The sequence below is a fragment of the Nocardioides sp. CPCC 206347 genome, from assembly GCF_048654605.1.
Taxonomy (GTDB): domain Bacteria; phylum Actinomycetota; class Actinomycetes; order Propionibacteriales; family Nocardioidaceae; genus Nocardioides.
The window spans coordinates 821249-835996 of the sequence record NZ_JBMCYZ010000001.1 but is presented as its reverse complement, the minus strand read 5'-3'; the positions used below and the strand labels follow the sequence as shown (position 1 = coordinate 835996).

9 protein-coding genes are annotated in these 14748 nt (G+C 69.4%); 5 read left to right on the top strand and 4 right to left on the bottom strand.

The window, feature by feature from the left end:
* Window positions 1-102: 102 nt before the first annotated feature.
* Window positions 103-5049, top strand: a complete 4947-nt coding sequence (locus tag ACOACQ_RS03975; protein ID WP_420287648.1) for an NAD-glutamate dehydrogenase — start codon at window positions 103-105, stop codon at window positions 5047-5049.
* Here ACOACQ_RS03975 and ACOACQ_RS03970 read toward each other — a convergent pair.
* On the bottom strand, window positions 5038-6303 hold the full coding sequence (locus ACOACQ_RS03970; protein ID WP_420287647.1) for a tetratricopeptide repeat protein: 1266 nt from the start codon (window positions 6301-6303) through the stop codon (window positions 5038-5040). The genes ACOACQ_RS03975 and ACOACQ_RS03970 overlap by 12 nt on opposite strands.
* Before the next feature lie 58 nt (window positions 6304-6361).
* On the opposite strand from ACOACQ_RS03970, the gene ACOACQ_RS03965 reads away from it, so the two are divergent.
* From ACOACQ_RS03965 to ACOACQ_RS03955, 3 genes are all read left to right on the top strand, one after another.
* Window positions 6362-7087: an ABC transporter ATP-binding protein gene (locus ACOACQ_RS03965; RefSeq protein WP_420287646.1), complete on the top strand. Its 726-nt coding sequence runs from the start codon at window positions 6362-6364 to the stop codon at window positions 7085-7087.
* The gene (locus ACOACQ_RS03960; protein WP_420287645.1) at window positions 7084-8160 is read left to right on the top strand and encodes an ABC transporter permease; all 1077 of its coding nucleotides are present in this window, start codon (window positions 7084-7086) and stop codon (window positions 8158-8160) included. Before ACOACQ_RS03965 ends, ACOACQ_RS03960 begins: the two co-directional genes overlap by 4 nt.
* A gap of 90 nt (window positions 8161-8250) precedes the next feature.
* On the top strand, window positions 8251-10317 hold the full coding sequence (locus ACOACQ_RS03955) for a cation:proton antiporter (protein ID WP_420287644.1): 2067 nt from the start codon (window positions 8251-8253) through the stop codon (window positions 10315-10317).
* Between the two features lie 2 nt (window positions 10318-10319).
* Here the strand turns inward: ACOACQ_RS03955 and ACOACQ_RS03950 are convergent, their stop codons facing one another.
* From ACOACQ_RS03950 to ACOACQ_RS03940, 3 genes are read right to left on the bottom strand one after another with little or no spacing between them, the layout of a single operon-like run.
* Window positions 10320-11669, bottom strand: a complete 1350-nt coding sequence (locus tag ACOACQ_RS03950; RefSeq protein ID WP_420287643.1) for an FHA domain-containing protein — start codon at window positions 11667-11669, stop codon at window positions 10320-10322.
* Entirely contained in the window at window positions 11669-12094 is a 426-nt protein-coding gene (locus ACOACQ_RS03945) for a hypothetical protein (RefSeq protein ID WP_378602392.1), read from the bottom strand. The genes ACOACQ_RS03950 and ACOACQ_RS03945 overlap by 1 nt, the downstream gene beginning before the upstream one ends.
* 46 nt (window positions 12095-12140) lie before the next feature.
* Complete coding sequence (locus tag ACOACQ_RS03940) at window positions 12141-13757, bottom strand: hypothetical protein (protein WP_378602394.1); 1617 nt, start codon at window positions 13755-13757, stop codon at window positions 12141-12143.
* Window positions 13758-13935: 178 nt separating this feature from the next.
* Here ACOACQ_RS03940 and ACOACQ_RS03935 point away from each other — a divergent pair, with 178 nt between their 5' ends.
* Window positions 13936-14748 carry a protein kinase domain-containing protein gene (locus tag ACOACQ_RS03935; protein WP_378602396.1) on the top strand — a complete coding sequence of 271 codons (813 nt, stop codon included), beginning with the start codon at window positions 13936-13938 and terminating at the stop codon, window positions 14746-14748.

Here is a 14748-nt window from a genome sequence, read left to right as displayed (position 1 = left end):
GCGTCATCATGGCGCACCTCATCGCTACCGCTGCTGGTTACTGGCGGGTCGCGCCGCATGTTGTCGAGGTCACGTTCGACGGCCTACGTTGAGAGGGTGTCAATGACGACGCTGAAGGCTTCCGTGACCGGGGCAGACCGAGACCGCATTTTCGAGCAGGCTGCCGCTGCAGCCGGACCACCGAAGGGCGGCGGGGGTCCACCCCGCGATGCGCTGCCGGTGCTGCTTCCGGCCTACTACCGGCACGTCGACACCGAGGAGCTGGCGTCGCGCAGCGACGTCGACATCTACGGTGCGTTCGCCTCCCACCACCATCTCGCCCTCGAGCGCACGCCCGGTACGCCGAAGGTGCGGGTCTTCACGCCGACGGTCGCCGAGCACGGCTGGTCGGCGGCCGGGCACTCGGTCGTCGAGGTCGTGTTCGACGACATGCCGTTCCTCGTCGACTCGCTGACCATGGAGCTCGGTCAGCACCTGCGCGACATCCGTGCCGTGGTGCACCCGACCTTCGACGTACGCCGTGACGAGGCGGGACACCTGCTCTCCGCCGAGGCCGTGGTCCCGGGCTCGGTGACTCCGCCCGAGGGTGCGACCCGCGAGTCGTGGATGCACGTCGAGATCGGCCGCCTCGGCGGCGGGGGCGAGGACGAGAAGGTCGCCGAGGGGTGCCGCCGGGTGCTCCTCGACGTGCAGGCCTCCGTCGAGGACTGGCCGAAGATGCAGGCCCAGGTCGCCGGAATCGTCGAGGGCCTCGCCGAGGAGGCTCCGCCGGTCGATCCGGAGGAGGTCCGGCAGACCGCAGAGCTGTTGTCCTGGCTGGCCGACGAGCACTTCACGTTCCTCGGGTATCGCGAGTACGTCCTGGCCAAGGCGCCTGCCGAGAGCGGGGAGGGCGAGGAGGACGTGTTGCGTCCCGTGCCCGGCACCGGACTCGGGATCCTGCGCGAGAAGGCCGAGGCAGGGGACGAGTCCGTTGCCTTCGGCCGGTTGCCCGACGCCGTCAAGGCCAAGGCCCGCGAGAAGACCCTGCTGGTGCTGGCCAAGGCCAACTCCCGCTCGACGGTCCACCGGCCGGCGTACCTCGACTACGTCAGCGTCAAGACCTTCGGTGCCGACGGCGAGGTCGTCGGCGAGCGGCGCTTCCTCGGACTGCTGTCCAGCGCCGCCTACACCGAGTCCCTGCTGCGGATCCCGCTGCTGCGGGAGAAGGCGGCCGAGGTGTTGCGCCGCAGCGGCCAGGACGCGCGCAGCCACGACGGCTCCGCCCTGCTCGACACGCTCGAGACCTATCCGCGCGACGAGCTGTTCCACACCCCGGTCGACGAGCTGACGCCGATCGTCGAGGCCGCCAGCCAGGCCCGCGAGCGCCGCGCCGTACGCCTGTTCATCCGGCGCGACACCTACGCGCGCTACCTGTCCGTGCTGGTCTACCTCCCGCGCGATCGCTACAACACCGGCGTCCGGCAGAAGTTCGTGAAGATCCTCATCGACCAGATCGGCAAGGGCAGGATCGGTCCGGAGAACGTCGAGTTCAACGTCAGCATCAACGAGTCGACGACGGCGCGCGTGCACTTCGTGGTGCACCTCCCCAAGGGCGAGCTGATCCCCGACGACATCGACACGGTCGACCTCGAACGACGCCTGGTCGAGGCGTCACGCTCCTGGCAGGAAGACTTCCTCCAGGCCGTCATTGCCGAGTACGGCGAGGAGACCGGCGGCCTGCTGGGTCGCCGGTACGTCGACGCCTTCCCCGAGGCGTACAAGGAGGACTTCAACCCCCGCACCGCCGCCGTCGACCTCGGTCGCGTCGAGGGCATCGCCGGTGAGAGCGGCATCGACCAGTCGCTGTACGCCGATGTCGACGCGGACGAGGGTGAAGCCCGCCTGAAGGTGTTCCGCGTCGGGGAACCGCTGTCGCTGAGCGGCGTGCTGCCCATGCTGTCCTCGATGGGGGTGGAGGTCGTCGACGAGCGGCCCTACTCGCTGGGCGGCCTGGACCGTCGTACGCACGTCTACGACTTCGGCCTGCGCTACGCCGGCGCGCTGCCCGACCACGCCCGCGAGCTGTTCGCCGACGCACTCCGTGCGATGTGGGACGGCTACACGGAGACCGACGGGTTCAACCGTCTCGTGCTCCGGGCCCGGCTGTCGTGGCGCCAGGCGATGTTGCTGCGCGCCTATGCGAAGTACATGAAGCAGGGCAACAGCCCGTTTGCCATCGACTCCATCGAGCAGGCGCTCGTCGACAACGTCGACCTGGCCCGGCTGCTGGTGCTGCTCTTCGAGACCCGGTTCGATCCGGGCGCCGAGGACGGCCGTGCCGACCGGGAAGCGGACCTCGTGACGAAGATCCGCACCGCCCTGGACGAGGTGGTCAGCCTGGACCACGACCGGATCCTGCGCTCCTACCTGACGCACATCCTGGCCACGTTGCGCACGAACTACTTCCAGTCCGCCGGCGACCCCGGCTCGGCCACGCCGAGCCTGACGCCGAAGCCCTACCTCTCGCTGAAGCTCGAGCCGTCGGCCATTCCCGACCTGCCGTCGCCGCGGCCGAAGTTCGAGATCTTCGTGTACTCGCCGCGCGTCGAGGGCGTGCACCTGCGGTTCGGTGCGGTGGCCCGTGGTGGCCTGCGCTGGTCCGACCGGCGCGACGACTTCCGCACCGAGGTGCTCGGCCTGGTCAAGGCGCAGATGGTGAAGAACACCGTGATCGTGCCGGTCGGCGCGAAGGGGGGCTTCTACGCCAAGCAGCTGCCCGACTCGAGCGATCGCGAAGCGTGGCTGGCCGAGGGCGTGGCCTGCTACAAGACCTTCATCCGCGGCCTGCTCGACCTCACCGACAACCTCGTGGGCGGCGAGACCGTGCCGCCGCCGCGGGTGGTGCGCCACGACGCGGATGACTCCTACCTCGTCGTCGCGGCCGACAAGGGAACCGCCACGTTCTCCGACATCGCCAACGGCGTCTCGAAGGAGTACGGCTTCTGGCTCGGCGACGCGTTCGCCAGCGGTGGTTCGGTCGGCTACGACCACAAGGCGATGGGCATCACCGCCAAGGGTGCGTGGGTGTCCGTACGGCGCCACTTCCGCGAGATGGGCGTCGACTGCCAGACCGAGGACATCACCGTCGTCGGCGTGGGCGACATGTCCGGCGACGTGTTCGGCAACGGCATGCTCTGCTCCGAACACATCCGGCTGGTGGCCGCGTTCGACCACCGCGACATCTTCATCGACCCGGAGCCCGACGCCGCGACGTCGTTCGTCGAGCGCCAGCGGCTCTTCGCCCTGCCGCGGTCGAGCTGGCAGGACTACGACAAGTCCCTGATCTCCGAGGGCGGCGGGGTCTTCCCGCGAACCGCCAAGTCGATCCCGATCAGCAACCACATCCGCGCGGCCCTCGGGATCGCCGGTCACGTCGAGAAGATGACGCCGGCCGAGCTGATGCGGGCGATCCTGCTCGCTCCCGTCGACCTGCTCTGGAACGGCGGCATCGGCACCTACGTCAAGGCGTCGACCGAGACCAACGCCGACGCGGGCGACAAGGCCAACGACGCGATCCGTGTCGACGGTGGCCAGCTGCGCGTGCGGTGTGTGGGGGAGGGCGGCAACCTGGGCTGCACCCAGCGCGGCCGGATCGAGTACGCCGTCGACGGGGGCCGGATCAACACGGACTTCATCGACAACTCGGCCGGGGTCGACACCTCCGACCGTGAGGTGAACCTGAAGATCCTGCTCGACCGGATCGTGCTCGAGGGCGACCTCACGGGCAAGCAGCGCAACGAGCTGCTCGCGTCGATGACCGACGAGGTCGCCGACCTCGTGCTGCGCGACAACTACGACCAGAACCTCGCGCTCGCCAATGCGGCCCGCAACGCGCCCTCGTTGTTGCACGTGCACGAGCAGTGGATGCACCACCTCGAGACCGAGGGCCTGCTCGACCGTGACCTGGAGGCCTTGCCGACGACCCGCGAGGTGAAGCGGCGCCTGGAGGCCGGTGGTGTGCTTACCCAGCCGGAGCTGTGCGTGCTGATGGCCTACACGAAGATCGTGCTGGCCGAGGAGCTGCTCGCTTCCGACCTCCCCGAGGACCCGTACCTCACCGTGGACCTCGAGTCCTACTTCCCCGAGCCGGTGCAGAAGGGCTTCCGCGAGCAGGTCGGGGCACACCCGCTGCGGCGGGAGATCATCGTGACCCAGGTGGTCAACGACCTCGTGAACGGCGCCGGCATGACCTACTGGCCGCGGCTGGCCGGGGAGACGGGCGCGAGTGCCGCCGAGCTGACGCGGGCCAACTTCGTCGCGCGCGAGATCTACGGATCGCTGCCGCTGCGCAAGGAGCTCGAGGAGTTCGACAACGTGCTCGACGCGTCCGTCCAGACCCGGATGCGGGTGGAGATGCGCACGCTCGTCGAGCGCGCTTCGCGCTGGCTGCTCACCAACCGGCGTCCGCCGCTGGACAGCCAGGCGACCGTCGAACTGTTCGCTGAGCCGGTCCAGGCCACGATGCTCGAGCTGCCGCACCTGCTGACCGGCGCCGAGCTGGCTGCCTACGAGGCGCGACGTCGTTCGCTGGAGACGCAGCAGGTCCCCGCCGAGCTCGCGGCCCGCGTGGCGTCGTACGACGTCGCGTATGCGTTGCTCAACGTCGTCGAGATCGCCGTCCGCGACGGACTGGACCCGGCCGACGTGGCCCGGGTGCACTTCGTCCTCGGGGAGCGGCTCGGGGTGTCGGCACTGCAGCAGCGGATCGTCGACCTGCCGCGCGCCGACCAGTGGCAGACCATGGCCCGGGCCGCCCTGCGCGACGACCTGCACGCCGTCCACGCCCAGCTCACCGGGAAGGTGCTCGCCGCGACCGCAGAGACAGTCGACGACGAGTCCGCCGACCCGCACGAGGCCGCCGACCGCAGGGTTGCGGCGTGGGAGGCCGAGACGGGCGGCGTCATCGAGCGAGCGGTCGCAGCCCTGACCGCGGTCTGCACGGACGAGCCGAGCGACATCGCCAAGGTCTCGGTCGGCCTGCGGGTGGTGCGCGGGCTACTGGCCTGAGATGCGCCCGGCGGCGAGGAATCGCCAGCCCAGGAGGGTGCCCAGCACCAGCGGTGCTGCCAGGACCCACAGCGCCGGGTAGGCGATGTTCGCGCCGTGCTGCATCACGTCCCGCGGCGCCAGCAGGAGCCAGCCGGAGAGCAGCGTGACCACGACCGACAGGCAGTACACGGAGCACGTGGTGCGGCCCACGGCTCGCAGGATCGTCCTTCCACCGCCCAGGACCGCGAGGAAGCCGGTGACGACCAGGGCCAGTACCGGCAGCGTGAGCAGGAGGCCTGCCCAGGGTTGTCCCGGACGGGATGGTGGCCTTGCGGTCCCCAGACCGCCCTGGTGGGCGACGAACCAGCCGAGCAGGCAGGCCAGGGTGGCGAAGGCGGCCACGAAGGACGGCAAGTGGTCGCGCACGTCGGGGTCGAACGTGGGCGCGGGTCCCGCCGTGACGGCCTTGCGTGCGTGGGGGTCGTCGGGGTCGAGGGCGAGCGCCCGGTGCGCCGCCTCCTGTTGCTCCGCCACGCTGCCGCTGCTGTTCCTGATGGCGTAGGAAAGCGTGATCCAGCCCTCCAGATGGGTCGGATCGATCTCGGTCACCCTGCGGAGCAGGGGAACCGCGCGGTCGTAGTGGTACTCCCTGAACTCGGCCAGTCCGCGGTGGAACCATGCTCGGGCGGAACCGGGATCGAGTTGGCTCCAGGTCAGGGCCGCGATCCGGACGTCGGGCCAGTCGCTCTCCGTGAGGCTCGCGTAGGACCGGACGATGACGCCGGGCAGCAGGTGGGCCGAGCGTATTGGCGGCGCATCGAGGCCAGGTAGCGGTGAGTCGGGACCGGGAACGTTGCAGTGCATCAGCTCCAGGACGTCGAGGGCCGCATTGAGGTCGCCGCGCGCCCTCAGCAACCGGCACTCGATGTAGTAGCCCTCGGAGACTGCAGGTGCCAAGCGGATCATCTGTCGCGCGGCCAGCAACCGTTCCTCGTCGTCACCGTCGGGGGGCGTGGGGGCGATCGCGTACAGGAACCACGCGTCCAGGTCGTCCGGGTCGATGGTGACGGCGCGCCGGATCGCGGTGAGGCCCTCTGCGTCTCGGCCCTCGTCGAAGTGGAACGCCGCCACGTTGGTCCACATCCGGCTGTCATCGGGGTGGGTCGCGAGCCAGGTCCGCGCACGCTCCATGGCTCCCAGCCGGTCGCCGTCGCCGAACGCGAGCAGTACGGCGTCGCTCTCGTCGTCAGGGTTCGGGTTGGCGTCGTCCATGGGTCGTGACCGTATCGGTTGGCGTCGCTGTTGGTGGATCGTTCTAGAGTCGTGCGCGATGGCAGCGATCAGTGCTCGGAACCTGACCAAGACCTACGGCGACCTGATCGCCGTCGACGGTGTCTCCCTCGAGGTCCACGACGGCGAGTTCGTCGGTGTCCTCGGTCCGAACGGCGCAGGCAAGACGACGTTGCTCGAGATGATCGAGGGGCTGCGGCGTCCCGACGGTGGGGAGGTCCACGTCCTCGACGAGCCGGTCTGGCCGCGCAATGCGGGGCTCCGGCCCCGGATCGGCGTCCAGTTGCAGGCGTCGTCGTTCTTCGAACGGTTGACGACGCGCGAACAGATCCGCACCTTCGCCAGTCTGTACGGCGTCGGCGCCGGCCCCGCTGACGAGTGGCTCGAGCGCGTGGGGCTCGCCGAGAAGGTCGACACGCGGGTGGAGGACCTCTCGGGCGGCCAGGCACAGCGCCTGTCGATCGCGTGCGCGCTGGTGCACGACCCGGAAGTGGTGTTCCTCGACGAGCCGACCGCGGCGCTGGATCCGCAGGCGCGGCGCAACCTGTGGGACCTGCTCGCGTCGATCAACGACAGTGGCCGGACCGTCGTCCTCACGACGCACTACATGGACGAGGCCCAGGCGCTCTGTGACCGGGTCGCGGTGATGGACCGCGGCCGGATTCTCCGGTTCGAGACACCTGCCGTGCTGATCAGCGAGCTGGACACCCCGGGCACCCTCGAAGACGTCTTCCTGTCACTCACCGGCCGGGAGTACCGCGCATGACGGCTCGGACGTGGGGACCGTTCTGGGCACTCTCCCTGGCGATCCTGCGCGGGTTCCTGCGTGACCGTGCCTCGGTGTTCTACACGGTCCTCTTCCCGTTGATGTTCCTGGTCCTCTTCGGCGGGCTCTTCGCCAACCAGGACCAGTCGAAGGTCGACCTGATCCAGGTCGGCCACGTGGCATTGATCGACGGCCTGTCCGACAGCGCCCGGGGCGCGTTCGACGAGACCTTCGAGGTCACGAAGGACGACGACCTGGCTGCCGCGCTCGAGGAGGTCCGCAAGGGCGACGCGGATGTTGCGCTCGAACAGCGCGGCGACAAGGTGATCGCGCACTACACGCAGACCGACCAGGTCAAGGCGGCCATCACGCAGGGCACGTTGCGGGCGTTCGTCGACGGCGCCAACGTCGCAGCGACGGGCCAGCCGCCGAAGTTCGGCTTCGAAGCGGAGCAGGTCGAGGACGACTCCCTGAGCACCATCCAGTACGTCACACCCGGACTCCTGGGCTGGGCGGTTGCGATGAGCGCCGCGATCGGCGCGGCGGCCACCCTGCAGGGCTGGCGCCAGTCCAAGTTGCTGCGCCGCCTCCAGCTCGCCCCGGTCACGACGGGGACCATCGTGGGGGCGCGGGTGACGGTCACGCTGTTGATCGCACTCGGCCAGCTCGCGATCTTCCTGGGTCTCGGTGCCGCGGCGTTCGGGCTCACCCTGACCGGCTCGTGGTGGATGGCGATCCCGTTGGTGGTGGTCGGCACGTTGTGCTTCATGGCACTGGGCCTGCTCGCGGGCGCGGTGGCCAAGACCACGGAGGGTGCGATCAACCTGGCGAACTTCCTCGTGCTCCCCATGGCGTTCCTGAGTGGTTCGTTCTTCCCGCTCGACGCGGCGCCGAAATGGTTGCAGCGTTTCTCGGAGCTGCTGCCGCTCAAGCACCTGAACACCGGGATGCTCGACGTCATGGTCCGTGGTGAGGGACCGTCGGCCACGTTGGTGCCGCTGGCGATCCTCGCGACGTTCGCGATCGTGGTCACGGGGCTGGCAGCGCGACTGTTCCGGTGGGACACCACCTGAGATTCCTGCCGTGCAGGAGGTGGAACCCTGCATTTTCGGGGGACAAGCCCCTAGTCTGACCTGCGCACCCCCCGTCCCAGGAGGCTCACCTTGTTCGACTTCAACGCGCTGCTGGCGGCCCCTGCGAAGGGGCCCGTGCTCGACATCTCGGTCATCCTCGCGCAGCTGGCGTTGATCATCGTGGTGGCCCGACTGGCCGGCAAGGCCGTCTCCAAGATCGGCATCCCGCCGGTCGTCGGCGAGATCGGCGCCGGCGTGCTCCTCGGTCCGAGCCTGCTCGGGATGGAGCTGAGCCAGGAGCTGTTCCCGCTGGACCAGCGCGGCTACCTGGACGTGCTGGCGCGGGTCGGGCTGGTGCTGTTCATGTTCGTCGTCGGCCTCGAGCTCGACATCAAGCTGATCAAGGGGCGCGAGAAGGTCGCCGGCTCGGTGTCGATCTGTTCGATCCTGCTGCCCTTCACGCTGGGCATCGGACTCGCCCACATCTTCGTCAACAGCAACGCGACCGAGGCGCTCAAGCCGGCCGACGCCGACTTCTGGCCGTTCGCACTGTTCATGGGTGCGGCGATGTCGATCACCGCTTTCCCGGTGCTCGCCCGCATCCTCACCGACCGTCGCATGCACCGGACCGAGACCGGCGGCCTCGCGCTGGCCTGTGCGGCGACCGACGACATCATCGCGTGGACCCTCCTCGCGGTGGTGCTGGCGATCGCTGGTGTCGACGGCGGCCACGGCCACCTCCCGAGCTGGGCGATCTACCTCGCGATCCCGTTCGTGCTGGTCGCGATCTTCGTGGTCCGTCCCGCGCTCGGCACCCTCACCAAGGCGTACCACAAGGCGGGGGAACTGACCCCGACCATCATGTCGGTGGTGCTCGTCGGCCTGCTGCTCTTCGCGGCCACCACCGAGGTGCTCGGCATCCACTACATCTTCGGGGCGTTCCTGTTCGGCGCGATCATCCCGCACGAGCAGGCCGCCGCCATGCGCCACGAGATCCTGGTCCGCCTCGAGCAGATCTCGGTCCTGCTCCTGCTGCCGGTGTTCTTCCTGATCTCCGGCCTCAAGGTCAACATCCAGGGCCTCGGCGTGAAGCACCTCATCCCGCTGCTCGCGATCCTCACCGTCGCCATCGTCGGCAAGTACGTCGGTGCGTACGTCGGTGCGCGGATCCAGAAGGTGCCGCACTGGCAGGCCAGTTCGCTCGGCCTGCTGATGAACACCCGCGGCCTGACCGAGCTCATCATCCTCAACGTCGGCCTCGAGAAGGGCCTGCTCAGCCCCGAGCTGTTCACCCTCATGGTGATCATGGCGCTGGTGACCACGGTGATGACCGGACCGCTGCTGGGCTTCACCTATCCCCAACGCCGGGTGGCCCGCGACATCGCCGAGGCGGAGCGCGCTGCCCTGGGCGCCGAAGCCGTCGATCGGATCCTCGTGCTGTCCCGCACCGACCAGGACGACTCGGTCCTGGTCGAGATCGCCGCCGCCCAGCTCGCCGGCGCCCAGCCCGCCGAGATCGTGGTCGCGGACCTGCAGCCGCAGGGCCGGGCACTCGAAGTGGGCAGCGGACTGTCCCTGGAGCTGGCGGAGATGGCCTCCGCGATGGAGCGCCAGCAGGTGCTGGTGCGTCGTGGCGAGGAGATCGGCATCCCGGTCCGGGTGATCGCCCACGCCAGCGCTGACGTCGAGCAGGACCTCGTCGAACTCGTCGCCGTGCTCAAGCCACAGGGCCTCGTCGCGTGGTCCGACGACCCGTCGCTCGACGGTGTCGTCGCCGCCAACGAGTCGCCCGTCGCGGTGGTGCCCGCGGGCACCCCGACCCAGGACGCCGACGCTCCGGTCATCGTGCACTGGTCCGGCGACGTCAGCGGCGAGGCAGCGATCGTCCTCGGCGCACGGATCGCGGTCTCCCGCGGCACCACGCTCGACGTCCGTGGCGACGGTGGTCGCCGTCAGGCGGCGGCCCGCAACGCCCTCGCCGAGCGCGGAGTCCGGCTGGCCGAGGCGGACGTCGAAGCGGGCCCGCTGGCCGCCGTCCCCACGGAGCTGGGGTCGTTCACGGCGTCGGGCACGCCCGGGATCCGGGTGCGCGCCGAGCTCGACGCTGCTCCGGTGGACTTCGCCGTCGTACCGCTGGGGACGACAGCGTCAGTGTGAATCTAGTGTGAGGCGCCGGCGTGGGTGTTGAACGCCAGCGTCCGGTGACCGATGCGCACGCGCGTTCCCTGGACCAGGACCTGCTCGGCGCCGGGCTGCATCCGCACCCAGTCCGGGGTCTTCGGGACGTGCACGAACGTGCCGTTGGTCGAGTTGTTGTCGATCAGGACGACGTCCCAGCCGCGCATCTCCAGGCGGGCGTGGACCCGCGAGACCTGGTTGGACTGGTCGATGATGGGCAGCGGGCGGAACTCGCCGCCGTGGATGCGCTCGTCGCCGCTCGGGTCCCGACCGAGGAGGTAGGGGGTGTCGAGCTGGAAGACGGAGCCGTCGTCGAGCACGATCACGCCCAGCGGCGGCCGTGAGCCGTTCACCAGGACCGGGGTCTGCTGCACCATGTTGATGCCGCACACGGCGCAGAAGAGCACGCGCGGGTCGTTGAAGTGGCGGTTCTTGCAGTAGACGCCCCGGACCTGCTCGCCGGGGCTGTCCTCCATGACCTGGGCAGCGCTCTCGACGATCGGCAGTGGCTCGAAGTCGTCCATGTCGTCGTCGACGTCGCTGATCAGCACCGACTGGAAGTTGACGTGCTCGTCGGCCGGAACCGGTGGCAGCGGGCGACCGGCCGGTGGTGCGACGGGCGCAGCCGGAGCCGGAGGTGCAGGGGGCGCGGGCGGAGCGGGAGGAGCCGGGGGAGCGGCGACCGGGACCACCATCGCGGCGGCGGCGTCGGAGACGGGGGTCTCCGGGTGGTCGTGCCCGTGTCCGTGGTCGTGTCCGTGGTCGTCGGTCATGGCGGGCGCATCCGCCGCCATCATCGGCTCGTCGGTCATCGCGACGGGTTCGACGACCATCATGGCGTCGCCGGCACCCGAGGGCAGGGTGAAGGAACCGGCCGGGATCACGCCGCCGTCGAGGCGGTACGTCGACCCGTCGGCCGGCGCGGCAGCGCCGGGCAGTGTGACCGTCACCGACTCGACCGGCCACGGGATCAGCCGCTCGACCCACGCGAGCGAGTCGGCGCCGGAGATCGTCTGGTCGTTGATGGTGACCGTGACGTCACCGTCGACGAACACGGCCAGGCCGGTGGAGTGCGGAGCCAGCGCGGCGAAGCCGGGGGACTGCTCGACCGCGGTCGACAGCATCAGGGCATAGCCCCGCACCAGCTGGCGACCCTGGCCGCCGTTGGCCGCGACGATCTGGGCGTGCTCGAGGTAGGGCTTGACCACCGTGGGCTGGTCGGAGCCGACGAGGAGGACGACCGGCCCGATCCGGGCGAGGGTGCCCTCGCCGGGACCGGGTACGACGGTCGCGCTCGACCAGTCCTCTGCGGATGTGGCGGGAATGGGCATCAGATGATCCTTCCACCGAAGAAGCGCCACCGGATGAACGGAACGCGCATGGGCCCGTTGGTCCAGATCCAGACCACGAACCAGATGACCGAGAAGTCGATGAGGAACGCCCAGAAGTCGGGGATGCCGTCGATGCCGGGGACCAGCTCGAGGTCGAGCAGCAGCCAGACCAGCGCCCCTTCGTTGAGCGCGGTGATGAGGCCGAACATCGTCGGCCAGTCCTTCTCCCACCGGAACTGCTGGATCCCGTGGTAGATCAGCTCCCACACGATCCCGAGCACCAGCACGGTCGCCAGGATGATGTACGTGGTCTTGTAGTCGGGGTCGCCGGGCAGGATCGGCGTGAGCGCCAGGGTGATCAGACCGCCGAAGACGACGAGCATGAAGATGCGGGTCTGCAACCGGCCGTTCAGGGTGGGCAACATCAGCGCACTCCCTTGCTGAATTGGAGGGTCGGGTGGGCAGCGTCGCTCACGGGGCGCTCCCTGCCAGCCACTTCCACCACTGCAGCGTCGAGCGCACCGGCCCGATCCGCTTGCCGAAGCCGCGCTTGCGCAGGTCGGCCTGGATCTCCTGCGCAGCGACCTGCAGTCCCAGGAACGTGTCGACGCCGGGGAAGTAGCCCCCCAGGGTCGAGGACCCGGACGCGTACATCGCGCCGGCACCGGAGGCCGTGCCGATCAGCTCGAACGAGCGGTCGACGTTGAGCCGCCCGACCGGGTTGCGGGTCACGCCACCGTGCTCGAGCAGGTCCTTGAGCAGACGGTGCTCGGCGATGTCGGCTTCCAGCCCGGTGCAGTCGATGACGAAGTCCGCCTCGATCGGGATGGTGCCCTGCGCGGTGCGGACGTGGTTCACGATCCGCTCACCGCTCGGCTGCATGTCCTCGACCGCGCCGACGACCGGCGTGTACCAGCCCTCGCGGCGGCCCTGGTTCATCTGCTTCTGCCACAGCTTGCGCCACGGGGTGTTGGTGCCACCCATCCGCTTGTAGAGCTCGGCGCGCTCCTCGCCCTCGAGCTTGCGGACCTGGGCCTTGAGCTGCCCGCCCCACACCGACTTCGGGTAGTTGAAGCCCTGGTAGGCCCACCCGTCGCCGCCACGGCGACGCATGAACATCCGCGGCTTGCCGCCGCCGGGGCGTGCGTCGCCCTCGTTGCCGTAGCCGTCGTTGGGCCCGTTGATGTAGGTCCGGAACAGGTGGACGATGTTGGTCTGCGCACCGTGCAGCAGCCGGTCGTCCATCAGGCGCTGGAGCACCCGCGAGGCCACGATGCCGCCACCGCGCACCACGACGGTGCTCGGGACCTGCATGAGTCGCTCGTAGACGTGCTCGTGTGCCTCGTAGGCATTGACGATGTGCCGGTAGTCGTTGTGCTCGGTGCGGTAGCGCTGGAGCTCGGGCAGGAACTTCAGCCCGGGGTAGCCCACGGCGACGTGGACGTACTGTGACCGGAAGGCCACCCGCTTGGTGGCCGACGCGCCCTCGGGGGGCGTCAGGATCGTGAAGTACCCGCCGCCGTACCGCCGGCGCACGATGCGGACCAGGCCCTTGACCAGCATCTCGTCGTACCCGATGCGGTTCGCCTCGCGCTCGAGCTGTTCGAAGACGTTGCCGGCCTTGGGCGTGTAGTAGTCGGCGAAGATCGGCTCGCTGAAGAGCTGCCACAGGACCTTGATGTTGAACTTGCGCACGCCTTCGGCAAAGCCGTACGACGGGAAGCCCCAGATGTTGTCGGGGCGCGATGCCGAGTCCGAGCGCAGCCGCTCCGGCCGCGGCACCTGCGAGACCCGGGTGAGGTACTCGTAGGTCTGCCACGGCTTGTCGAGCGTGCCCAGGACCCGGATCTGCGACGTCGGGACGCCGGCGATGCGCAGGTAGTCGACGGTGACGAAGCTGCCGATGCCCGACCCGACGGTCACGAAGGGGACGTCCACGATCGGGATGCCTGCCGCCGCCACCAGGTCGTCGGTCCAGAAGTCCGTCTCGAGCATCTGGTCCGTCAGGTCACCGGTGATGGCCTGGGCGGGCAAATACGTCGAGGGGTCAGTCGTGGGGACCACGGATGCTGCAGAGGGCTCGATCAACGTGCCTCCTAGATCGCTGAATGCGTGCGGAACGCTACACCCGCTACCCGATGCGGCGCTTGCTGAATCCTTGCACTTCCGGGGCGCGACGTAGGGGTTTCGGGGTGAAGGACCCGTGGCATCGTGCCATGCTGGAGTCCGGTCGCGTCGCGGCTGCCCGACAGTCATGGAGGATCGAGTGCAGGGAATCGCTGATTACGAGTTCGTGCGCCCCTTGGGCGAGTCGAACTACGGCACGAACTACCTCTCGAAGGCTCCGGCCCGCCTGGGCATCGGTGCCGAGGAGGTCGTGGTCAAGGTGATCGCCGGCCCGACCTCGGACGATGCCTTCCGGCGCGCGACCCGCGAGCTCAAGCACTTCAGCGTCGCCGATTCCGACCGTCTGGTCGCCGTGTACGACGCAGGCCGCCACGGCGGAGCGTTCTACTACGCGATGGAGTACCTCCCGCACGGCTCGCTGGAGAACCCGCACGTCGAGATCGGGACGGACCGTCGGGTGGCGGCCGTCCGCGACGCGGCGCTGGCTGCGCACGCCCTGCACGAGCGCGGCATCGCCCACCGCGACATCAAGCCCGCGAACATCCTGCTCGCCGACGACGGTGGTCGACTGGCGGACCTCGGCCTCTCCCAGTTGCTCTCCCCGGGCATGGTCACCACCGGCCTGGGCCAGATCGGCCTGGAGTTCACCGACCCCGCCATCATGCTCGGGGCGCAGGCCTCCCGGGCCAGCGACATCTGGTCGCTGGGCGCGTCGCTGCACTTCGCGATCACCGGCAAGGGCGTCTACGGCGACCTCAAGGGCACCGAGCCGCTGCTGCTCGTGCGTTCGATCCTGGCCTCGCAGCCGACGCTCTCCGACTCGCTCCCGCCTGCTGCCCGGACCCTGATCGAGTCGTGCCTCAGCGCCGACGTCGCGGCGCGCCCGCGTACGGCTGCCGAGGTCGCCGAGCGCGCCTCGGGCCTCGCCAGCGAGCTCGGCTCCACGGTCTGA

Bases quoted from the DNA above. Each gene is read 5' to 3' on its own strand.
- ACOACQ_RS03975 (WP_420287648.1), top strand. From the start codon at position 103: ATGACGACGCTGAAGGCTTCCGTGACCGGGGCAGACCGAGACCGCATT.
- ACOACQ_RS03970 (WP_420287647.1), bottom strand. From the start codon at position 6,303: ATGGACGACGCCAACCCGAACCCTGACGACGAGAGCGACGCCGTACTG.
- ACOACQ_RS03965 (WP_420287646.1), top strand. From the start codon at position 6,362: ATGGCAGCGATCAGTGCTCGGAACCTGACCAAGACCTACGGCGACCTG.
- ACOACQ_RS03960 (WP_420287645.1), top strand. From the start codon at position 7,084: ATGACGGCTCGGACGTGGGGACCGTTCTGGGCACTCTCCCTGGCGATC.
- ACOACQ_RS03950 (WP_420287643.1), bottom strand. From the start codon at position 11,669: ATGCCCATTCCCGCCACATCCGCAGAGGACTGGTCGAGCGCGACCGTC.
- ACOACQ_RS03945 (WP_378602392.1), bottom strand. From the start codon at position 12,094: ATGTTGCCCACCCTGAACGGCCGGTTGCAGACCCGCATCTTCATGCTC.